The 20,268-nt window shown below is 36.3% G+C and carries 22 protein-coding genes; 12 read left to right on the top strand and 10 right to left on the bottom strand.

Features of this window, described 5'->3' with window-relative positions:
* Positions 1 to 25: 25 nt before the first annotated feature.
* The gene (locus Q4P18_RS05040) at positions 26 to 1,081 is read left to right on the top strand and encodes a DUF1611 domain-containing protein (RefSeq protein WP_303336335.1); all 1,056 of its coding nucleotides are present in this window, start codon (positions 26 to 28) and stop codon (positions 1,079 to 1,081) included.
* A gap of 1 nt (position 1,082) precedes the next feature.
* Positions 1,083 to 1,496 carry a cell division protein SepF gene (locus Q4P18_RS05035; protein WP_303336333.1) on the top strand — a complete coding sequence of 138 codons (414 nt, stop codon included), beginning with the start codon at positions 1,083 to 1,085 and terminating at the stop codon, positions 1,494 to 1,496.
* Here Q4P18_RS05035 and Q4P18_RS05030 read toward each other — a convergent pair whose 3' ends face one another.
* On the bottom strand, positions 1,497 to 2,252 hold the full coding sequence (locus Q4P18_RS05030; RefSeq protein WP_303336331.1) for a TatD family hydrolase: 756 nt from the start codon (positions 2,250 to 2,252) through the stop codon (positions 1,497 to 1,499).
* Positions 2,253 to 2,399: 147 nt separating this feature from the next.
* Here Q4P18_RS05030 and Q4P18_RS05025 point away from each other — a divergent pair, with 147 nt between their 5' ends.
* Positions 2,400 to 3,176 (top strand): winged helix-turn-helix domain-containing protein, encoded by a 777-nt coding sequence (locus Q4P18_RS05025; protein WP_303336329.1) that lies wholly within the window; start codon positions 2,400 to 2,402, stop codon positions 3,174 to 3,176.
* A 93-nt stretch (positions 3,177 to 3,269) separates the two neighbouring features.
* Here the strand turns inward: Q4P18_RS05025 and glyS are convergent, their stop codons facing one another.
* The 4 genes from glyS to tfrB are packed head-to-tail and all read right to left on the bottom strand — an operon-like array spanning position 3,270 to position 7,950.
* Entirely contained in the window at positions 3,270 to 4,961 is a 1,692-nt protein-coding gene (gene glyS, locus Q4P18_RS05020; RefSeq protein WP_303336327.1) for a glycine--tRNA ligase, read from the bottom strand.
* 3 nt (positions 4,962 to 4,964) lie between these two features.
* Entirely contained in the window at positions 4,965 to 5,552 is a 588-nt protein-coding gene (gene dcd / locus Q4P18_RS05015; RefSeq protein WP_303336325.1) for a dCTP deaminase, read from the bottom strand.
* A 1-nt stretch (position 5,553) separates the two neighbouring features.
* Positions 5,554 to 6,447 carry an RNA methyltransferase gene (locus tag Q4P18_RS05010; protein ID WP_303336323.1) on the bottom strand — a complete coding sequence of 298 codons (894 nt, stop codon included), beginning with the start codon at positions 6,445 to 6,447 and terminating at the stop codon, positions 5,554 to 5,556.
* 15 nt (positions 6,448 to 6,462) lie between these two features.
* Positions 6,463 to 7,950: a fumarate reductase (CoM/CoB) subunit TfrB gene (tfrB, locus tag Q4P18_RS05005; RefSeq protein WP_303336321.1), complete on the bottom strand. Its 1,488-nt coding sequence runs from the start codon at positions 7,948 to 7,950 to the stop codon at positions 6,463 to 6,465.
* 145 nt (positions 7,951 to 8,095) lie between these two features.
* Here tfrB and iorA point away from each other — a divergent pair, with 145 nt between their 5' ends.
* The 4 genes from iorA to Q4P18_RS04985 are packed head-to-tail and all read left to right on the top strand — an operon-like array spanning position 8,096 to position 11,258.
* Entirely contained in the window at positions 8,096 to 9,985 is a 1,890-nt protein-coding gene (gene iorA / locus Q4P18_RS05000) for an indolepyruvate ferredoxin oxidoreductase subunit alpha (protein WP_303336319.1), read from the top strand.
* Positions 9,986 to 9,989: 4 nt separating this feature from the next.
* On the top strand, positions 9,990 to 10,577 hold the full coding sequence (locus Q4P18_RS04995; RefSeq protein WP_303336316.1) for an indolepyruvate oxidoreductase subunit beta: 588 nt from the start codon (positions 9,990 to 9,992) through the stop codon (positions 10,575 to 10,577).
* Between the two features lie 58 nt (positions 10,578 to 10,635).
* Positions 10,636 to 10,914: a hypothetical protein gene (locus Q4P18_RS04990; protein WP_303336314.1), complete on the top strand. Its 279-nt coding sequence runs from the start codon at positions 10,636 to 10,638 to the stop codon at positions 10,912 to 10,914.
* Between the two features lie 20 nt (positions 10,915 to 10,934).
* Positions 10,935 to 11,258: a hypothetical protein gene (locus Q4P18_RS04985; protein ID WP_303336312.1), complete on the top strand. Its 324-nt coding sequence runs from the start codon at positions 10,935 to 10,937 to the stop codon at positions 11,256 to 11,258.
* Here the strand turns inward: Q4P18_RS04985 and Q4P18_RS04980 are convergent, their stop codons facing one another.
* A complete protein-coding gene (locus Q4P18_RS04980) occupies positions 11,259 to 11,690 on the bottom strand; it encodes an amino acid-binding protein (protein ID WP_303336310.1) in 432 nt (143 codons plus the stop codon).
* 8 nt (positions 11,691 to 11,698) lie between these two features.
* Positions 11,699 to 13,000: a phenylacetate--CoA ligase family protein gene (locus Q4P18_RS04975; RefSeq protein ID WP_303336308.1), complete on the bottom strand. Its 1,302-nt coding sequence runs from the start codon at positions 12,998 to 13,000 to the stop codon at positions 11,699 to 11,701.
* A gap of 139 nt (positions 13,001 to 13,139) precedes the next feature.
* Between Q4P18_RS04975 and Q4P18_RS04970 the strand changes: the two genes are divergently transcribed.
* The 5 genes from Q4P18_RS04970 to pyrE all read left to right on the top strand — a co-directional run bounded on the left by Q4P18_RS04970 (position 13,140) and on the right by pyrE (position 18,561).
* A complete protein-coding gene (locus Q4P18_RS04970) occupies positions 13,140 to 14,747 on the top strand; it encodes a sodium:solute symporter (RefSeq protein WP_303336306.1) in 1,608 nt (535 codons plus the stop codon).
* A complete protein-coding gene (locus Q4P18_RS08525; RefSeq protein ID WP_368660188.1) occupies positions 14,747 to 14,860 on the top strand; it encodes a symporter small accessory protein in 114 nt (37 codons plus the stop codon). The genes Q4P18_RS04970 and Q4P18_RS08525 overlap by 1 nt, the downstream gene beginning before the upstream one ends.
* A gap of 249 nt (positions 14,861 to 15,109) precedes the next feature.
* Positions 15,110 to 17,758: a PEP/pyruvate-binding domain-containing protein gene (locus tag Q4P18_RS04965; RefSeq protein WP_303336304.1), complete on the top strand. Its 2,649-nt coding sequence runs from the start codon at positions 15,110 to 15,112 to the stop codon at positions 17,756 to 17,758.
* A 44-nt stretch (positions 17,759 to 17,802) separates the two neighbouring features.
* Positions 17,803 to 18,036 carry a PRC-barrel domain-containing protein gene (locus tag Q4P18_RS04960; RefSeq protein ID WP_303336302.1) on the top strand — a complete coding sequence of 78 codons (234 nt, stop codon included), beginning with the start codon at positions 17,803 to 17,805 and terminating at the stop codon, positions 18,034 to 18,036.
* A complete protein-coding gene (gene pyrE / locus Q4P18_RS04955) occupies positions 18,037 to 18,561 on the top strand; it encodes an orotate phosphoribosyltransferase (protein WP_303336300.1) in 525 nt (174 codons plus the stop codon).
* A gap of 44 nt (positions 18,562 to 18,605) precedes the next feature.
* On the opposite strand, the gene Q4P18_RS04950 is transcribed toward pyrE, so the two are convergent.
* The 3 genes from Q4P18_RS04950 to Q4P18_RS04940 all read right to left on the bottom strand — a co-directional run bounded on the left by Q4P18_RS04950 (position 18,606) and on the right by Q4P18_RS04940 (position 20,266).
* On the bottom strand, positions 18,606 to 19,112 hold the full coding sequence (locus Q4P18_RS04950) for a molybdenum cofactor biosynthesis protein B (protein WP_303336571.1): 507 nt from the start codon (positions 19,110 to 19,112) through the stop codon (positions 18,606 to 18,608).
* Positions 19,102 to 19,413 carry a winged helix-turn-helix domain-containing protein gene (locus Q4P18_RS04945; RefSeq protein WP_303336298.1) on the bottom strand — a complete coding sequence of 104 codons (312 nt, stop codon included), beginning with the start codon at positions 19,411 to 19,413 and terminating at the stop codon, positions 19,102 to 19,104. The genes Q4P18_RS04950 and Q4P18_RS04945 overlap by 11 nt, the downstream gene beginning before the upstream one ends.
* Positions 19,414 to 19,477: 64 nt before the next feature.
* Entirely contained in the window at positions 19,478 to 20,266 is a 789-nt protein-coding gene (locus Q4P18_RS04940) for a winged helix-turn-helix domain-containing protein (RefSeq protein WP_303336296.1), read from the bottom strand.
* Between the last annotated feature and the right edge of the window lie 2 nt (positions 20,267 to 20,268).

Below are 20,268 nucleotides of genomic sequence, written 5' to 3'. Positions count from 1 at the left end.
TATTTATTTATAAGGTGTGATAATTTTGTATTCAGTAAAATCAGTAAAAGATCTTCAAAATCTTAACCCTTACGTTATAGTTGGATGTGGGGGTGGTGGAGAGAAATTCTCCAACCTTGAGGGTATTGAAACAGTAGGTTTCATTGATGATGATGAGAGAAAACAAGGCAAACCGTTCTGTGGGATTAAAGTTTCTAGCAGTCTTGAAGAAGCTTTAGAAGACAATGACGCTAAATCCATTGCAATAATGATTCCTATTGGAGCTGAAGGAGCAGCACTTAAGTATGCTGTTCAGGCTATTGATGCTGGTTTAAATGTAGTATGTTCATTTAGATCCCTCCCGGTTGCGGACAATTCATCTCTAGTCAAATTTGCTGAATCAAAAGGCGTGGAAATTAAGGAAATTAGTCCAAGATTAGACGTGGTTAAGGAAATAGCTGGCGTAGCTCCAGAAAAATCCTGTGAAGTTTTACCTAAAATTTCCTATACTCCAAAGGCAAAGGTTGTTTTTGTTGGAGGTACATCTCAGGAATGTGGTAAAAGGACCACCACCAAAGCTTTAGGTATTGAAGCTGAAAAAAGAGGATTGACTTCAGCCATTATTTCCACTGATGAAATGGGAATTGAAGAACCAACCGATTTTAATTTCAGAGCAGGAAGTTTGTCTGTTATGGATGTCCCTGCAGCTATCTTAAGCGCTATCAAATTCGTTGAGGAATCTAAAAATCCTGATATCATTTTTATTGAAGGTCAATCCAGTTTGACTGAAAAAGGAAATCCTCATCCAAGAGGACTATCTGCATCAATCTTGATAGGTTCTGCACCGGATGCAGTTATTGTTGCACACAGACCAAATCACCCTTATAGAGAACCAAGAGGAATTCCTGATGAAATTAAGGCTATTGAAGCTGTTGAACCAACTAAAGTTGTAGGTATCTCCATCAATCTTAGAAATTCAGATTTAGAGGATATGGATGAGGAATACTTCGAAGATAGATATGACTTACCTACTCAGGATGTTTATAATAATGGTGCTTCAAAATTATTGGATGCTATTTTTGATTATTTAGGGGACGATTAATATGAGTTTTATGAATGCTTTAAGAAGAAGTTTAGGTTTTGAAGAGACTGAAGAAAAAAGTAATAATTTAGCACCATCTTATCCGATTTCTGAATATTATGATGATGATATTGAAGAATATACCATTGAGCCTGAATATGAATACTATTCTTCAAGTTATGAAATATTGTTGCTTAAGCCAAAAACAATCGATGACATTAACTACATCATCGATCAGATAATCGAAGAGAAAAATCCGGTAATTGTTGATTTTGCTTTTATTGAAAAAGAAAGTCCAGCTAACTTTAAATTAGCTGCCGATAAGATTAAAGATATGAGAAATCAGTTTGGTGTAGAAGCAATACTTCTTTCACGCACTGAAGATAAGAATTTGATTATTATCTCTCCTGAAAACATAAGTTTGGTTAGAAAATAATCATATATTAAAAAATTCCTTAGCATTTTTAAATGCTACTCTTTCTATTTTTTTATTTTCAAATCCCTGTTTTTGCAATTCCCTTACTGTTTCCGGAACTGATAATGGGTTTGAAGGCATGTTGCTTATATCGCTGTTTAACAAAAATCTGTCAAATCCGTATTCGTTTAAAATAGCTATCGCATCTTCCTTTTCCATTTTTTGAGGTTGGACTGTAAGGCCTAAGGTATAATCCCTGTCAATAACATCTTCAACAACTGCAGGATTGATATGGTCAATCACAACTAATTTTTCGTCAATATGTTCTGGTATTATTTCGTTTATGACTTTTAACACTTCAGCTTTCTGTTTGCGGGGTGTGTGGACGATTACTTTGGTTTTTGTTTCATCACCAATTTCCAATTGTTTTTTGAATACTTCAATTTCATTGTCAGTCAGGTTTTCAAGGCCTATTTCTCCAATGGCTACGATATCTTTGTTTTCAATCCATTTGTAGAGATTTTCATATATCAGTTCAGGTTTGACATCACAGTTTGATGGATGTATCCCTAAAGCTACTTTCAAGTCAAGGCCATACTTTTTTGCTCTTGCGGTATCATAGTTTAATATTTTTTCTAAATGATTTAAAAGAACAGTTTCATTAAATAAATCATAAGGATAAAAAGCACAAGTTATTGCACTATCTATTCCACTTAAATACATTTGTTCGAAATCTTCACTACTTCTTGCATCTGCATGTATATGTGTGTCTATCATTTTCATAACCTTTTGATTTTCTATATTGTTATTTTTGTTTTCTTTGTTTTTTAAGTTTCTGTGATTTTACACACAGTCGCACTTTGAAATTTTTTATATTTTTTCTTAAGGATAACTACTAGTAAAGTATTACTCATTGGTGGTTTTGTGAATAAGAAAAATGAAGAATATTTAGAAAACTATGAACATATTTCTGATGAAATAAAACATATAACTAATTCGATAGTCAGATTGCAGCTACTGTTCAGTTTATTTGAAGGCAATAAAAGCATGAAAGAACTCAATGAAGACACTGGCCTAAGTTACAGCTCCATTTCTTCAAACATTCATCTTCTTGAAACAAATCAATACGTCAAAAGGGATGATAACCGCTATTTTCTATCAAATGTCATGAAAATATATATTAGGAACCTGATGGAGTTTAACAAGACCATCCATATTCTTCAGGAGTTCTTCAATTTATTTGAAAATCATAAGGTTAGGAATATCTCAATAAATTCCATATCTGAATTGTGCATGGTTGAAAACAGCAAATTATTGGAATCTAGTGGAACCAATGCATATAAGATTAATAAAGTCATTTTGGATGCTGTTGAAAAATCAGATTCCATCAAAGCAATTCTTCCAATCAGCTTTCAGGACTTAAGGGAAAAAATAGAGGAATTTGCAGCTTCCGACAAAAAGGTTGAAATCAAGCTGTCTCATGATATTTTTGATGATTTCACAAGAAATATCGATCTGGATTTGCCCAATGTCAAGATTAAGGAATTCAAAAACGATTTTAACTTTTTACTGATACTGGCCAATGACATGATGATTTTCGGCCTTTATAGGAAAGATGGTAGTTACGATCAAAACAGGATAATGGTATCGAAATCTTCTGAAGGTTTAAAATGGGCAAACAAGCTGTTCAATACAATTTAAAATATAAAATGTAAATTTGTGCTGATTCAATGAATTCACACAAATTTTATTATTTTTTTTAAAAAAAGTAGTTGGAAGAATGTGATTCTTCCCTTATTTGTAATAAGCTTCAAGATATGGGCTAATTTCATCAATAGCTATTCTTTCCTGTTCTTCAGTATCCCTGTTCCTGATTGTTACTTTGTTGTCTTCTAAACTATCAAAATCAACAGTGATAGCTAAAGGAACACCGATTTCATCGGCCCTTGCATATCTTTTACCTATTGTTCCAGTTACTTCGTGTTCTACAGTGTAGCCCTCCAATCTGAGGCTGTTGGTAATTTCTTCTGCAATTTCACGAGGTCCTTCCTTGTTTACTAAAGGATAAACCCCTACCTGAACTGGAGCTACTTCGTTTGCAAACTTAAAGTATTCTTTATCTCCATCGTGGAATGAATGGAGAAGTGTGCAGTAAACGATTCTATCAATTCCAAAGGAAGGTTCGATTACATGTGGAACAATCTTTTCACCGGCAATTTCCTCTTCAACCTCTTCAATTATCAAGAGATCTTCTGGAACCTCATATACGTTGTCTAATTCAACTACATATTTTCCGTTTTCTTCAAGGCTTTGGATAATCTCATCTGCGTCTGCTTGTTCGATGGCCTGTTTGACTTTTGGGGAATCTCCTTTGAAGACAGGTCCGAATTTTGAAAGGTTAGGTTTCACAACTGTTTTCTTAACGACTTTAGGTTCATCATATTCAATGAAAACATTCAAATCGTCATTACTGAATTTAGTGTGTGAAGTTAGGTCATAATCTCCCCTATCGGCAATTCCTATTATTTCAACCCAGCCATACTTGTCAGTCAAACATTCTACATCCCAACAGTCAAGAGCATAATGGGCCATTTCTCCAGCCAAATGTTGTCTGAATCTTAAAACTTCATCAGGAATTCCAATTTCATTTAAAAACTTTTTAGCTAAGTATAATTGATATACGAGCATTTCATTAGCTACAATTCCCTGTTCCAATGCTTCGCCTGCTGTAATTTTAAGAGGTTCCCCTCCGGTTTCCTGAACTTCCTGGGAATTCAGGTATAGGATTTCATCCTTGATCTTGTTGAATTTAGGGGTTGTCTTGTCTTCAGGGTTTAGGAAAATTTCTGCTTCAGCCTGTGTAAACTCCCTAAGTCTGATTACTCCCTGTCTTGGTGAAATCTCATTCCTATATGCCTTTCCAAGTTGGACTGCACCAAACGGAAGTTTTCCTCTAAAGAATCTTTCAAGTCTTTTGAAGAGAATGAATATTCCTTGAGCGGTTTCAGGCCTCATGTAACCTACTTTATCTCCTTTTGCTCCAATCATGGTTTGGAACATCAAGTTATAATTCCAAATGTTGGCTAGTTTTCCACCACATTCGGGACATAGGATATTGTTTTCAACAACAATCTGATCAAGCTCTTCATTTTCCAAACTTTCAACATCTTCTCCAATTGCATCTTCAATGATGTGGTCAGCTCTAAACACTTCTCCACATTCTTCACATTTGGTCATTGGATCAGTAAAGTTGTCAACGTGTCCTGATGCCTTTAAAACTTCTTTAGGCATTACGGTAGGTCCTTCGATTTCGTAAAATCCTTCTCCTGAAACGTATTGCTTTCTCCATTTTTGCATTATGTTGTTTTTTAAACTTGCTCCAAGAGGTCCATAATCTGTAAATCCGGATACTCCAGAATAAATTTCAAAAGATGGCCAGAGAAATCCTCTTTTTGCACTAATGTTTGTCATTTTATCATGATTCATGGTTCATTCCTTCTTTAATTCATAATCTTGTTTAATTCTACTGCTTTCTGGTTTTACTTGACCCATATACTTACTATTTCTTGTTGGGTGTCCATAAGGTATTTCAGATGGGGTTGTCATGGTTTCAAATACTATTTGACATACTCTTTGGCCAGGGTATAATGCCACTGGCATGGCTCCGATATTTGAAATTTCCAAAGTAATTTTTCCTTCAAAACCAGGGTCGATAAATCCTGCTGTAACGTGCATGGTCACACCAAGTCTTCCCATGGAAGAACGGCCTTCTACTCTTGCTACAAGGTCATCTGGAACTTTAACGTATTCGTTTGTTGTAGCCAATGCAAATTCATTGGGATGAATAATGAAAGCTTCTCCAGGTTCAACAACGGTAGATTCCATATATGATGCAACATCTTCGGGATCTTTCGGATCAATATATGGTTTTCTAATAACTTTAAAAACTTTAAACTCATTTCCAAGCCTCATATCTACGGAAGATGGTTGAATTTGCTTTTCATCTTCTAAAGGTTCAATCGCAATCTTACCTTCCTCTAGATATTCTTTTATGGTTTTATCACTTAGAATAGTCATTTTATTCCTCTTGATTCATTTTTAATCTTCTTAAAATACCTTTTAATGTATGTGCTTCACGCCCAGTAATAAAAGCGCGATTTATAATATTTTTAAATGATCTTAATCCAGTTTTCTTTTTGTGGTCTGGAATTGGAAGAGCATCGATGATTTCCTCCATATCTTTAAGCAGATATTCCTTTTCAATTGATGTGCTCTCTTCAAGACCTTCAACTGGAAATTCATTTCTATTTTTAAACAGTTCATATAGAATAATCGCTGCCGCATGTGAAATATTCATAATTGGATATGTTGGGTCGGTTGGAATGCTTACGGTTATGTCACAGCTTTCAATTTCTTTATTTGTAAGCCCATTTCCCTCCCGTCCAAAAATGATGGCAGTATTGTTATTGGGATTCAACTTACGGCCTAATTCTTCAGGTTTTATTGGAATTCTTGAAAGATTATAGCTACCTCCAGCAACTCCTGTGGAAGCCACTTTAAAATCAATCCTCACATTTTTGTAGAATTCATCCAAGCTATCAAAAATCATTGCATTTTCAACTATGTGCTGAGCATGCATTGCCTGATAAAATGCTTCCTTCTTAAGTTCAGGAGGATTAATCAATACTAATTTTGAAAGTCCGAAATTGGCCATTGTTCTTGCAAGAAAACCTATGTTTCCTGGAGTTTCACATTCAACAAAAACTACATAAATATTACTTTTAAGTTTTAATGATTCTTCATCAGGATTGTCTTTAAGGGTTATGGAGATTTCCTTGCCACTGGATTGTGATTTCTTTTTTGCTTTTTTTGTAGAAGTTTCCTTCGCATCAGTTTTTTCTTCATTTTCATTTTTTGATGAGTTTAATTCATGATTCACAACTGACTGTTCACTAACTGCAGCATCTCCCATTCTTACACTCCCTTTCTATTCATATGCCTTTTGCAATAATTCTACAAGGTTCATTGATTTAACGTCAACTTCTTCGTTGTCAAGACCATCCTGAAGGTTCAACTGGCAAAACGGACAAATTGTGATTACTGCTTCTGCACCTGTATCGTCAATCATCTTAGCCTTTTCAGATGACAATTTCAAGGCTATTTCAGGTTCTCCGGATTTTATTCCACCACCAGCACCACAGCATTGACAAGGATGTTTCATTTCTACAAACTCAACCCCTTTCATATTTTCTATGATTTCTCTTGGCTGGTCTTTGATGTTTTGGCCTCTAACTAAGTGACATGGGTCATGCCAGGTAACTTTCATATCCAATTCATTCATCTTGTCATAGTCAAGCTTATCCACTAAAAATTCACTTATGTCCATCACATTAAGCTCGGATCCATATTCCGGATGTTTGTTTTTAAGTGTCGCACCGCATCCTGCACAGACAGTTATTACAGTATCGTAATCAGCAAACACCTCTTTATTTTTATCAACCAAATCCTGAACGGCCTCGGTCTGTCCGGTATTGATCAAAGGTGATCCGCAACATACCTGCTCTTGAGGAATGTCAACCTCTATTCCATTGGCTTCAAGAACATCCATTAAGGCATAGCCTACTTCAGGCAATTTTTTATCCATCATGCAACCGGTAAATAAAGCCACTTTAGGTTTTTCTCCTTTTTTATTGGCTTTAATTTTGTTGATTTCCTCTACAAAGCTTTTGTCACTTACAACTGAACGGTTGGTTTTTTGGATATTTTCCTTGAACTTGACATGTGCCGGAAGAGGCCCTTCTCCTTCCTGACAGGCCTTTTCTCTAAATTTGGTAATTGCATCTCCAAAGGTGTTTATATTTTTAGGACAAACTGATTTGCATTTTCCACAGCTTGTACATTTGAACAGGCCTTCCTCCAGACTTTCCCTTAGCCTGTCATCCATGTCTCTTGGGTCCTTGTCAAATTTAGAGAGATATCTCATTATGTAGGGTCCGCCGTATTCATCTTTAAAGTATTTGACGACAGGGCAGGTAGAAAGGCAGGAATGACATTCAATACAACCTCTGACCTTTTTAGTCTCTTTAATGTCCTCACTGGTAATTGATTCATTGAAGCATTTATCTTCGTGTTGAGGAATTAGATTTAAATGTATGTCCTTTATTTTCTGTTCAATTTCACTTTTATCGACAATCAAATCCTTAATCACTGGAAAGTCAAGTGGCTCAATCAATGCTCCGTCCTTTATTTCTTTTTGGCATGCAAGAGCCCCATTTCCATTGAATTTAATAGCGCAAGATCCACATTGGCCTGCACGACAAGATTCCCTATAGCTAATGTCAGCATCGTATTTTTCATTTATTGCTTTAAGAGCATCCAATACTTTCATTCCAGGTGTTTTTTCAATTTCGTAGCATTCAATATGTGGTTCTGAGTCTACTTCCCTATCAAATCTAGACACATAAACTTTTATCATTGCATTACCTCATGTGTTAAAATTCATAAAATCAGATTAAAAAAAATACATTTATATTAATACAAAACTATTATATAATATATTAATCATTATTAATAAATTTTAATTTTATCAAGTTTTATTGTAATTAATTTGAGGAGAGATAATGAATTTAAAAGAATTAGTAACAGGAAAAAAAGGAGATAAGCAATTTCTGTTAGGTAATGAGGCTGCTGTAAGGGGAGTAATCGAAGCAGGTCTTTCTGTAGCGGCAACCTATCCGGGAACTCCTTCCTCTGAAATTGGTAATATTTTATCTTTTCTTGCAAAAGATGCAAACATATACTTTGAATTTTCAACTAATGAAAAAGTAGCAATGGAAGTTGCAGCTACTGCAGCTGCATCAGGGCTTCGTTCATTTACTTTTATGAAACATGTGGGTATGAATGTGGCTAGCGATTCGTTCATGACTACTGCATACACTGGTGTTCGTGGCGGAATGGTTATTTTAATTGCAGATGACCCTTCAATTTTTTCATCTCAAAACGAACAGGACAGCCGTCATTATGGACATCTGGCTAACTTGCCTGTTTTGGAACCTTCAAGCTGTCAGGAAATCAAGGACATGGTTAAGTATGGTTTTGAATTGTCTGAAAAGGTTCAGTTGCCTGTTATTGTAAGAACTACCACACGTGTTTCCCACATGAGGGGAATTGTGGAATTCGGTGATGTTGAGGATAATTCCAGCAATGGGGAAACTCATTGGAAGAAGGGAACATTTAAAAAGAACCCTGCACAGTTCGTGCCTGTCCCTGCATTTGCCCAACAGATGCACATTGATTTGCTTGAAAAGATGGATGAGGTCAAATCCATTTCAAACAAGTCAGATCTAAATAAGCAAACAAATGATGCAGGTTCAAAGATTGGTGCAATAGCTTCAAGCAGTGCATTCAACTATGTTCATGATGTTGTAAATGTAAATAATTTGGATATTGACGTCTTCAAGGTGGGATTGTCTAACCCTACTCCTGACAAGAAGCTGGTGGAATTCTTGAAGGATTTGGATGAGGTCTTTGTTGTAGAGGAAGTGGATCCTATCCTTGAAAAGGAAGTTCTTATTGTCATAGCCCAAAACAATTTGAATGTTAAGGTTCATGGAAAGCTTGATGGAACATTCCCTATGTATCATGAGTTCAATCCAAATATTGTTAAAGACGGATTCAACAAATACTTGCATTTCTACGAAAAGGAAGAGCCAAAACTAACTGATTCTTTAAAGAAATTAATCTCAGAAATCCCAAACAGGGCTCCTGTCCTATGTTCAGGATGTCCTCATAGGGCAATGTATTATGGAATCAACAAGGCTGCTGAAGAGCTTGGAATTCCTAGCGAGGATATGGTTTTCGCATCAGATATAGGATGTTACACTCTTGGAATTAACCCTCCATACAATGCAGCAGATTATCTCCTGTCCATGGGGTCAAGTGTCGGTGACGGCTGCGGTTTTTCAGTAGCTACCGATCAGCATGTGGTAAGCTTCATTGGAGATTCAACATTCTTCCACAGCGGAGTATCACCTTTGATAAACGCTGTCCACAACAAACAGAATTTCGTTTTAACAGTTTTGGACAATAGGATTACTGCCATGACAGGTGGTCAGCCAAATCCAGGAATTCCTGTTGACGGTATGGGTGATGAGGCTCCTGAAATCTCAATTCGTAAATTGGCTAATGCTGCAGGAGTCAAGTTTGTCCGTGTCGTAAACCCTCTTAACTTGGAACAGGTAATCAAGACATACAAGGAGGCATTGGAATTTGATGGTGTGGCTGTTATCATTGCTAAATCCCCTTGTACATTGATTAAAGGATTCCCGAAAAGGCCAACAGTTCAGTTTGATGAACGCAAATGTAACCAGTGTAAGAAATGTTCACATGAATTGGCTTGTCCTGCAATATCATTTAAGGACAACAAGATAGTTCTTGATGGGGCAATGTGTAATGGATGTAATATTTGTGTTCAGGTTTGTAAGTATGGAGCTTTAAGTGCAGGAAGGTGAGAAAATGGCAGAAGATAATTATAGTATGTATATTTGCGGTGTAGGAGGACAGGGAATTATTAAAACCTCAGTAATTATTGGTGAAGCCGCAATGAATGAGGGACACAATGTGGTCATGAGTGAAATTCACGGTATGTCTCAAAGGGAAGGTTCAGTATCCACAGAATTGAAGATAGGTGATTTCGACAGTTCAATTCTTCCGGAACATAGTGCTGACATGATACTTTCATTCGAACCTATTGAACTTGTAAGGGCATTGGATAAAGCAAACAAGGACACCAAGCTTGTTTTCAACACATTCCCTTTAATTCCAAGTTCCGGTGACAAGCCTTATCCAAAAATTGATAATTTGATTTCCATTCTCAAAGAAAACTACAACAACGTGCTTCCGATTGAAGGTAATCAATTGGCTATTGATGCGGGAAACATAGTTTCTTTAAACATGGTGCTTTTAGGTGCGGTTACTGCAGATGACAATTTCCCGATTTCAAAAGAGTCCGTAATCGATGCAATGAAAAACAACCTGAATCCGAAGTTCCACGACCTTAACCTTAAGGCCATCGAAAGTGGATATGAGTGGATTAGAGGTTAATGTTTTTATGGTTGGATTTAGATAAACATTATATGAGTAATAATACAGGGGATTTAAGATGAGTTATAAAATCGATAACGCTATAATAAAAAAAGACAGATTAGGTAAAATTACTTTAATCGATCCACAAAGGGTTTTTGATAATGAGGAAGCATTTGTAGCTATTAAAAGTGATGATTTAATCACAATACAACTATTAATCAACAGTATCTTAAACAACGACTTCAAAAGATGGAGGGAAATTACCCAATTTTCAGATAGGGATACTGTTAAAAGCTTGTTTGTGCGTTTAGGCTATACAAAGGAAGACATAGCTCAAATGTTAAATGAACTTTAAACACGTTTGGAGATTCAATTTTGCCTGAATACAGATTGTCCAAGCAGATAGGCGAAATCCGTTTTGAAATGTTTGCAGACATTTTTCTGGACGATGACGGCAATATTGAAACTCATGAATTTTACAATGATGTATATTGGTGTGAAAATCCCTGTGAAATAATTTACGCCAATATCTATTGTGACGAATCAAAACAAGAGGAATGGAATCTTTTTTCTAATAGCATAGCTGCCTTATTTGAAAATAAGGATTTTTTAAAAAAAATAAAAAAGTTGGAAAATGTCAACGATTCTTTCTACTTTAGTGAGGAAGAAATAGATGTTGTCCTCACTGAGGAAGACTGACTATAATTTGTCTATATCTTCTTGTTCAAGAACTTTAATGCCATTTTCTTTAAATAATTCAATTGCTTTTTCTATGTTTTCAAGTCTTATTACAACAATCGCTTCATCTATTTTTACATTTGAAAACGCATAGATGTATTCAATGTTGATTTTACCGTCGTTCAATACTTCCAATGTGGAATTTAAACCGTTTGGTTCATCAGGAACGGTTACAATAACCACATCATTTTCACGAACAATGAAATTGTTTTTCTCAAAGCTTTGAACAGCCTTAAAATTATCGTCAACAATCAATCTTAAAATTCCATATTTTGTAGTGTCAGCTATTGAAAGAGCATGGATGTTAATATTTTCTTCTCCAAGGATTTTGATAGCATCTCTTATTCTTCCTTCTTTGTTTTCTAAAAATACAGAAATCTGTTTTGTACTCATTTAATCACCTATTCAAAGTTTCTCTCATCAATAACTCTTACAGCTTTTCCTTCACTTCTAGGCAAGCTTTCCGGTTCGCAGATGATTACCTCTGCTCTAATTCCTGTTTCACTGCGTATTGCATCAAAGATCTTTTTCTCTACTTTTTCCATTTCTTTTACTTCATCTGAGAATAATTCTTTTGTTGCTTCAACTTTTACTTCAAGCACATCAGTCAATTCAGGTCTGCTTACGATAATTTGATAGTTTGGAGTTACTCCTTCAACTGTAAGCAATGCTTTTTCGATTTGGGATGGGAAGACCATTACTCCTTTGATTTTTAACATGTCATCGCTTCTTCCAGTGATTCTTGTCATTCTTTTGGTGGTTCTTCCACATGCACAGTCACCTGACATTAATGAGGTTAAATCTTTTGTTCTGAATCTGATTACTGGCATTCCTTCACGGGTAAGTGTTGTTAATACGAGTTCTCCTTTTTCATCGTCTCCAAGAACCTCTCCGGTTTCAGGGTCAATGATTTCAGGATAGAAATGATCATCTGATATGTGGATTCCGTCTTGTTCCAAACATTCCTGAGCAACACCAGGTCCCATGATTTCAGTTAATCCGTAGATGTTCAATGCTTTTAATCCGAGGGTTTCTTCAATCTTGTCTCTCATCTCTTCGGTCCACATTTCAGCTCCGAAGATACCTGCCTTAAGATTGATGTTTTCTAATGGAATTCCTGCTTTGTGGAGGCTTTCTCCTAAATACATAGCGTATGATGGTGTACAAGTTAAAATATCACTTTGGAAATCCTGCATGTTAGTTAGCTGTCTTTGTGTATTTCCGGCAGACATAGGTACGGTCATAGCTCCGAACCTGTATGCTCCATGGTGAATTCCAAATCCTCCGGTAAACAATCCGTATCCGTAAGCATTTTGGATAATCCAATTTTTTTCAGCTCCAGCCATTCCAAGGCCTCTTGCAATAATTTCTCCCCATATGTCTAAATCTTTTTTAGTATATCCTGATACGGTAGGTTTTCCTGTAGTTCCGGAAGATGCATGGATTTCGACGATGTCATCATAAGGCACTGCAAACAATCCAAACGGATAGGTAGCTCTCAAGTCGTCTTTAGTTGTGAATGGTAGTTTTTCGATATCTTTTAGGGTTTTGATATCTTCTGGTTTAACTCCAGCATCATCTAGTTTCTGTCTGTAAAAAGGAACATTTTCATAAGCAACTTTAACAGTTTTTTGTAGTCTTCTAAGTTGCAATTTTTCTTTTTCTTCATGAGTCATGCATTCGGCTTTTTCATTCCAAATCATATTTATCACAATATATTTTTTTTTTTTTTTTTTTTTTTATTATGTTCATATTTGTTATTTGAAATATAAAAATTTATATAATATTTTTTTTAAAAATTTTACTGTATATTCAATTTATGGATATATTTGAGGTTTTTAAATGAATGTTATGATTTTGGCAATTGTATTTATAATTTACATTTTCGCTTTAGTTTATGTAGGTTATTATGCATGGAAAAAAACAAAATCCTCCGAAGACTATATGATAGCAGGGGCTGACACTCACCCGGTAATTATGGCTTTAAGTTATGGGGCTACTTTTATATCTACGGCAGCTATTGTAGGTTTCGGTGGGGTTGCAGGTCAATACGGAATGAGTATTTTATGGCTCGCATTTTTAAACGTATTTGTGGGTATATTCATCGCTTTCGTATTTTTAGGTAAAAGAACTCGTAGGATGGGTCACTCTTTAGGCTCACTTACCTTCCCGGAATTTTTAGGTAGACGTTTTAACAGTAAAGGAATTCAAACCATTTCTGGTTTAATTATTTTCTTGGCAATGCCTATTTATGCAGCTGTAGTTATGATCGGTGCTGCTAGATTTTTAGAATCTTCATTGATGATCGATTTCAAAATATCCTTGTTGATTTTAACAATTATCATTACATTCTATGTACTATTCGGTGGTATTAAAGGTGTAATGTATACAGACGCATTGCAATGTGTTATTATGGTTTCTGCTATGTGTTTCTTACTCGTTTTCGTATATTGGATGTTCGGAGGAGTAGATGTCGGAAACTTAGCATTAACCAACATGGCTGACTTATATCCTGCTAGTGCAGCAGCTAACGGAGGAATTGGTTGGACAGCCTTCCCAACGTTGAACAGTCCTTATTGGTGGACATTGGTATCATCCACATTGATTGGTGTAGGTATCGGTGTACTTGCTCAACCACCTTTAATCGTAAGGTTCATGACTGTAAAATCTGATAAGGAATTAAACAGATCAGTTTTAATCGGTGGTATAGCAATCGCTGTTTTAACACCAACAGCATTTATTGTAGGAGCACTTTCCAATGTTTACTTCATGGATAAAGTCGGTAAAATCGCAGTAGATGTGGTTGGAGGAAACATTGATAAGATTATTCCAACATTTATTACAAGCGCTCTTCCAGAATGGTTCGTTTACGTATTCTTATTGTCATTGATTGCAGCAGCTATGTCAACAGTAAGTTCACAATTGCACACCCAAGGTTCTGCATTCGGTGTGGACATTTACGGAACCTTAAGAGACAAGTCAAAACAAAAAGGTGCAATTACCATTACAAGATTCGGTATATTGATTGCTGTGCTCTTGGCTATTATTGTTGCATTTATCTTACCTGGAAGTGTTGTAGCTTTAGGTACTACTCTCTTCTTCGAAATATGTGCTGCATCTTTCTTGCCTGTATTTCTCGGTGCTCTTTTCTGGAAAGGAACTACAAAAGCAGGAGCTTATGCAGGAATCATTTCCGGTATTTTCATAAGTGTCTTCTGGTTGCTTTTCGTCTTTGCAAAAACCGCAGCAGGTGTAGGAATCTGTCAATTCTTATTCGGAGTTCCAAGCTTGATTTCAGTACATCCATGGCCGTTCATTGACGTAATGTTGATTGCTGTACCAATTTCAGCTATTTTCACATTCGTTGTAAGTTTACTTACCAAAAGGCCTGAAGATGAAGTTATTGATAAGGCATTTGAACAAATTGACAAAAAAGGAAGTGACGCATAATGATGGTTATCGGAATTGAAGACCCATGGATTTGGGGAGTATTCGTATTAATCGTATTGTCCGCTATTTTATGTGTTGTTTACGGTATTGTAAATTGGAACAAGGGAGACTAGCTCTCCTTTTCTTTTCTTTTTTTTTATTTTATTCAACTGTTCATATTTTGAACATGTTTTTGCATTAAAAGTCATTATTCGTTTAATTTTTTTAATAACAATTGTTTAATTTATTGTCTAATTTTTAATAATGTTCAATATTTTTAAAATATTCTTGTTTTAATTCAGTTTTTAACTAATTTTTATATATGGCTTTGAACATAATTATAAAATAATTTAAATTAATTGAATATTTTTGGAGTTTTAATTATGGCTGCTTTTGATAGAATTAAATCAGGAATTCCACAATTAGACGAAAGCTTGGACAATATTCGTTTAGGGGACAATGTCGTATGGCACGTTTCCAATCTGAAGGAATTCAGCTATTTTGTTGACCCATTTGTCAAACAGGCAAAAGAGGACGGTAGAAACCTAATTTACATGAGATTCGCAAATCACGATCCCTTGATTGACATGTCTGAAGAGGATGTTAAGGCTCTTGACGAGGCTTTTGAAAACAAGGGTGATGATTTTGCAATGATTGAACGGGACGGCGTCAAAATATATAAGGTTGACCCATATGACCAGTTCGAATCATTCACATTGGAAGTGCACAACATCATAGACAAGGAAGGTTTTGACGCATTTTACGTATTTGACTGCCTTTCAGACCTTCAGTCAGTCTGGTCCACAGATTTGATGATGGGAAACTTTTTCAAGGTTACCTGTCCATTTTTATTCATTCTTGACACTGTTGCATATTTCCCGATTCTTCGTGGAAGGCATTCATTCGATGCAATAGCCAAAATCAGGGAAACCACTCAGCTTCTTCTGGATGTTTTCTCCAGCAAGGACGATGTATATTTTCATCCTCTGAAAGTCTGGAACAGATATTCACAAAACATGTTCCTTGGTCACAAGTACGTCCCTGAAACAGGGGAAATCACTCCGTTGAGGGACGGTTTGGAAGTGAGTAAGTTCTATAAAATCGTTAATGACATAAACAATTCGGAAAGCGAGCACACAATGGACAGCTGGGAAAGGTTCATGTCACTGACCAAAATGAAATACGATGCAGGAGAGGACATCTCCAAGGAATGCGACATCATGTGCGACAACATGATGGCCAAGGATATAAACCTTCTCTCAAAGATCAAAAAGTATTTCACACCTCAGGACTACTTCACAATCTACAACAGGATGGTTGGAACAGGAATGATTGGAGGTAAGGCGTGCGGAATGCTTCTTGCACGTAAAATCATTGAAATCGACCGTCCAGACATTTATGCTTATTTCGAGCCTGACGATTCATTCTACATAGGAACAGATCTTTTCTACACTTACATAGTGGCCAATAACCTTTGGGACATCAGGGTTCATCAAAGAACCAAGGAAGAGTATTATGAAGCAGGTAAGGAGCTTGAGGAAGGCTTGAAAAACGGAACATTCTCAGAAGAAATCAAGAACAAGTTCATCCAGGTATTGGAATACTTCGGCCAAAGTCCAATCATTGTACGTTCCAGTAGTTTCCTTGAGGATGGTTTTGGAAACGCATTTGCAGGAAAATACGAGTCTGTGTTCTGCATAAATCAGGGAAGCTTGGAAGAGCGTTTGGAGGCATTTGAAGAAGCTGTAAAGACTGTTTATGGAAGTATGATGAATATTTCTGCTTTGGAATACAGAAGAATCAACGGCCTTGACGATGTCGACGAGCAGATGGGTCTTCTTGTTCAAAGGGTTTCAGGCTCCTACTACGGAGACTATTTCTTCCCTACCGCTGCAGGAGTTGGTTTTTCATACAGTTCATATTGTCCTCTTCCTGAAATGGACAATGAAGCAGGAATGCTTCGTCTTGTAATGGGGCTAGGTACAAAAGCGGTTGACAGGACAATGGAAGATTATCCTCGTGTAATAAATCTTGACATGCCTAAGGCGGTCACAATGCCTAATGTTGACGACAGGCACAGGTATTCCCAGCACTATATCGATGTACTTGACTTTAAAAACAGGTCAATTCACGACATTCCTGCTACTGAAGGATTTGGAATCATCCCCAATTATGCTAAAAGGGCTGTTGCAGAACATGACAGGGATGCTGAGAGAAGATTCAGAGAAAGGGGTCAGAAGAGGGAAGTCCTCTTTGCAAACTGTCAGGGCCTTGTAAACAACGACAAGTTCACAGGAATTATGAAAGACATTCTTGAAACACTGGAAGATGCCTATGAATATCCTGTTGATATGGAGTACACAGTCAATGTTGGTGAGGATAACTCATTCGTTATCAATTTATTGCAATGCAGGCCGCTTAAAGTATCAACCACTGATGAAATCATTGAAATGCCTGAAGGGGAAAATGTTTATTTCCATATTAAGGATGCTTCAATGGGAAGGTCACGTAAGGAGGAAATAGACACAGTCTGCTATGTCGACCCACATAAGTACTATGAATATCCATATGCCAAAAAGAGTTCAATAGCTCGTGTAATCGGCGATGTCAACGCTTACTGCAAGGAAAACGACAAAAACTCAATTCTTATAGTTCCTGGAAGGATAGGAACCTCCTCACCAGAACTTGGAATTCCGGTCGTATTTGCAGACATAAGCAACTTCTTTGCCATTCTTGAGGAATCCTACAGTGAAGTGGGATACATGCCGGAACTGTCATTCGGAAGCCACATGTTCCAGGACCTGGTTGAGGCAGACATCTACTACGGAGCTATCTTCGAGAACGAAAAGAGATTGGATTTCAACAAGGACCTTTTGGAGAACTGCCCTAACAAGCTTAAGGAAATCAACCCTAACCTGGATGAGGAAATCTATGAAATGGTCCATGTATACGATATGGAAAGGGGAAACATGGAATTTTATCATGACATGAAAAAGGATGAAAGTATGTGCATATTGAAAAGAAAAATTTAATAACACATATTTATAAAATTTAAGAATAATGAGGGGAATTTCTTATGAGATTTAATGCAGATTTAAACAAGAAAGAAGTTTTAGACTCCGATGCAAAAACAATGGGAGTTATATCAGACATCATAATTGATGATGATACTTTTGAAATCACCGATGTTGTTCTTAAAGGAAAAGGAATAGCTGAAACTCTCAAATCCAATGGGGAATATGTAGTTCCTATTGAAATGTTGGGAGCTATTGGTGATAAGATTTTCATAAAAAAAGAAGATGAGATTTAAATGATTACCAAAGAATATTTAATTGATTTGCTTAAGGAAAACGAAGTCTTTTTAGAGGGGGATTTCACTTTAGCATCAGGCAAGAAAAGCAATTACTATGTAAACATGAAAAAGGCAATCACCTATCCTGAAATTTTATCTGCAATCGCTAAGCTAATTGCCGAACAGATTCAGGATGAGGGCATCGATAAGGTTGCAGGACCAGCTTTAGGTGCAGTTCCGATTGCGACAGCTGTTTCTCTTGAATCCGATCTTCCATTGTTGATGATTAGAAAAGAGCAAAAGGGCTATGGAACTTCCAAGCTCATTGAAGGTGATTTGGAAGATGGTGATGAGGTGGTAGTAGTGGAGGATGTGACTACTTCCGGAGGATCATTGCTTAAGGCAATAAAGGCTATCCAGGAAAACGGAGGGGTTGTAAAAAAAGCTATTTCTGTTGTTGATAGGCTTGAAGGCGCTCAGGAAACCTTTGAAAAAGAAGGGGTTGCTTTCGAACCCTTAATCAAAGTTGATGAATTTTTCTAATTCATCAGATTCTTTTTTTTTAAAAATAAAATAAATACATCACGCTATTTGTTAGCATGATGTACTAGGTGTGGCAATTCATCTATTATTATGTCCATGGCTGTTTTAACGGCATTTGGAGAGCCCGGCATTGAGAATATCAATGTTTTCTTGTAGACTCCTGCTGTTGCTCTGGATAAAATTGCAGACACACCTATCTCTTCATATGATTTCAATCTGAATATCTCTCCGAATCCAGGCAGATGCTTTTCAAATAAGGATTCAACGGTTTCTACAGTGATGTCTCTTTTGTCAAGACCTGTGCCTCCTGTTGTGAGAATTACATCGCTATCGTTTTCAATAGCTTCATCTATGGCCTTCAGAAGGTTTTCTTTCTCATCGGGAATTATGAACCTTGAATTCAAGCTATATTTTTCCTCAATCAGATTTGCCATATAGTTCCCTGAAGGATCATCTGCTTTCTCCTTTCTTGAATCGCTTAATGTTATTATTGTGCATGAGATGTCGGAGGATGAACCTTTTTTATGTTCCTTTGTTGTTTCACTCATAATTACCAGCTTCTCGAATTATGTTTTCTCTTTTTTCTAATTCTTTTTTTATATCATTATATATGTTTATGTTTTTTGTTAAATATGATGTGGGAGCGTATAATGCACCATATCTATCAGAATCTTTTTTAAGAATGTTGTTTTCAAGAAGTAGGGTTACGTGATACTGGGCAGTACTGTAATTGATATTAATTATTTTTGCTATTTGGCTGATGTTGCATGGGGTAACAAGCAGGACATCAATTATCTTTATTGAGGTTGCACCGCCACGTCTTCCTAAAAGCAGAGTCTCTAGAATATTCAATCTCACACCTCCCTACACATCTGATAGAAATATTTTATACACAATAAATATATAAATTATATTATCATGGTTCACTAATTGTGTATTTATAGTGTTTAAACAGTTCATTTCCCCAGTTTATTCCCTCCTTGGTCTTGTCCACCAACAGCTGGGAATCGTCAAAGTGGCCGTCCTTGAAAAACAAGTTCAGGCTGACGAATTTTTCACTTACGGTTAGGTAGATATTGGTTTTCTTATTCAATATTGAAATTCCAATGTGTTTGTTCTCTTTTAGAGCATTCGAATAAATCGGATTTGATTTTATAGAATCAGCTATCTTGTTGGTGGTTATTATTTCAATATTCCTGGCCTTCCCATTTCTGGAAATCTCAATAATCTTGTCCAAATGAATTTCTGAAAATATCGGCAATATTATTTTCAATTCCTCACAATCGGATATAAGCTTGATATACTCTCCTAACGCCTGTGATAGGTCTTTGTTTGTGGAAGTTATGCATTCTGCATTTTTCAGCCTGTAAAGATTCTTCATTGCCTCTTCAGGCAAATAGTCCAGGGAATGATTGTTCCAAAACACCTTGTTCACGTCAACGGAATACCAATTTTCAATAAGTTTAATCAGGTTCACTGCAAGAAGATATCCGTTGGAGGTAAGGGAATAATACTTATTCAATTTTTTAACATAGTTTGCATTTTCAAGCTCTTTCAATCCATGGAGAATGGTTGCTGAAGGCTTTCCCAGCTCGTTTCTCAAATCATCCAAATTCTTGGACTTTTCATATATGCTTATGATAAGCTTTGTTCTCATTGTAGATGTTAGAATGTACTTCAAATCTTTGTATTCGTTTTCCTTCATTT

It is taken from the genome of Methanobrevibacter sp., from assembly GCF_030539665.1.
Taxonomy (GTDB): Archaea; Methanobacteriota; Methanobacteria; order Methanobacteriales; family Methanobacteriaceae; genus Methanocatella.
Note: the sequence above shows the minus strand (reverse complement) of the source record. Positions and strands in the feature narration are given on the sequence as shown.

Bases quoted from the DNA above. Each gene is read 5' to 3' on its own strand.
- Q4P18_RS05035 (WP_303336333.1), top strand. From the start codon at position 1,083: ATGAGTTTTATGAATGCTTTAAGAAGAAGTTTAGGTTTTGAAGAGACT.
- Q4P18_RS05030 (WP_303336331.1), bottom strand. From the start codon at position 2,252: ATGATAGACACACATATACATGCAGATGCAAGAAGTAGTGAAGATTTC.
- glyS (WP_303336327.1), bottom strand. From the start codon at position 4,961: ATGAATCATGATAAAATGACAAACATTAGTGCAAAAAGAGGATTTCTC.
- dcd (WP_303336325.1), bottom strand. From the start codon at position 5,552: ATGACTATTCTAAGTGATAAAACCATAAAAGAATATCTAGAGGAAGGT.
- Q4P18_RS05010 (WP_303336323.1), bottom strand. From the start codon at position 6,447: ATGGGAGATGCTGCAGTTAGTGAACAGTCAGTTGTGAATCATGAATTA.
- tfrB (WP_303336321.1), bottom strand. From the start codon at position 7,950: ATGATAAAAGTTTATGTGTCTAGATTTGATAGGGAAGTAGACTCAGAA.
- iorA (WP_303336319.1), top strand. From the start codon at position 8,096: ATGAATTTAAAAGAATTAGTAACAGGAAAAAAAGGAGATAAGCAATTT.
- Q4P18_RS04995 (WP_303336316.1), top strand. From the start codon at position 9,990: ATGGCAGAAGATAATTATAGTATGTATATTTGCGGTGTAGGAGGACAG.
- Q4P18_RS04990 (WP_303336314.1), top strand. From the start codon at position 10,636: ATGAGTTATAAAATCGATAACGCTATAATAAAAAAAGACAGATTAGGT.
- Q4P18_RS04980 (WP_303336310.1), bottom strand. From the start codon at position 11,690: ATGAGTACAAAACAGATTTCTGTATTTTTAGAAAACAAAGAAGGAAGA.
- Q4P18_RS04975 (WP_303336308.1), bottom strand. From the start codon at position 13,000: ATGATTTGGAATGAAAAAGCCGAATGCATGACTCATGAAGAAAAAGAA.
- Q4P18_RS04970 (WP_303336306.1), top strand. From the start codon at position 13,140: ATGAATGTTATGATTTTGGCAATTGTATTTATAATTTACATTTTCGCT.
- Q4P18_RS08525 (WP_368660188.1), top strand. From the start codon at position 14,747: ATGATGGTTATCGGAATTGAAGACCCATGGATTTGGGGAGTATTCGTA.
- Q4P18_RS04965 (WP_303336304.1), top strand. From the start codon at position 15,110: ATGGCTGCTTTTGATAGAATTAAATCAGGAATTCCACAATTAGACGAA.
- Q4P18_RS04960 (WP_303336302.1), top strand. From the start codon at position 17,803: ATGAGATTTAATGCAGATTTAAACAAGAAAGAAGTTTTAGACTCCGAT.
- pyrE (WP_303336300.1), top strand. From the start codon at position 18,037: ATGATTACCAAAGAATATTTAATTGATTTGCTTAAGGAAAACGAAGTC.
- Q4P18_RS04940 (WP_303336296.1), bottom strand. From the start codon at position 20,266: ATGAAGGAAAACGAATACAAAGATTTGAAGTACATTCTAACATCTACA.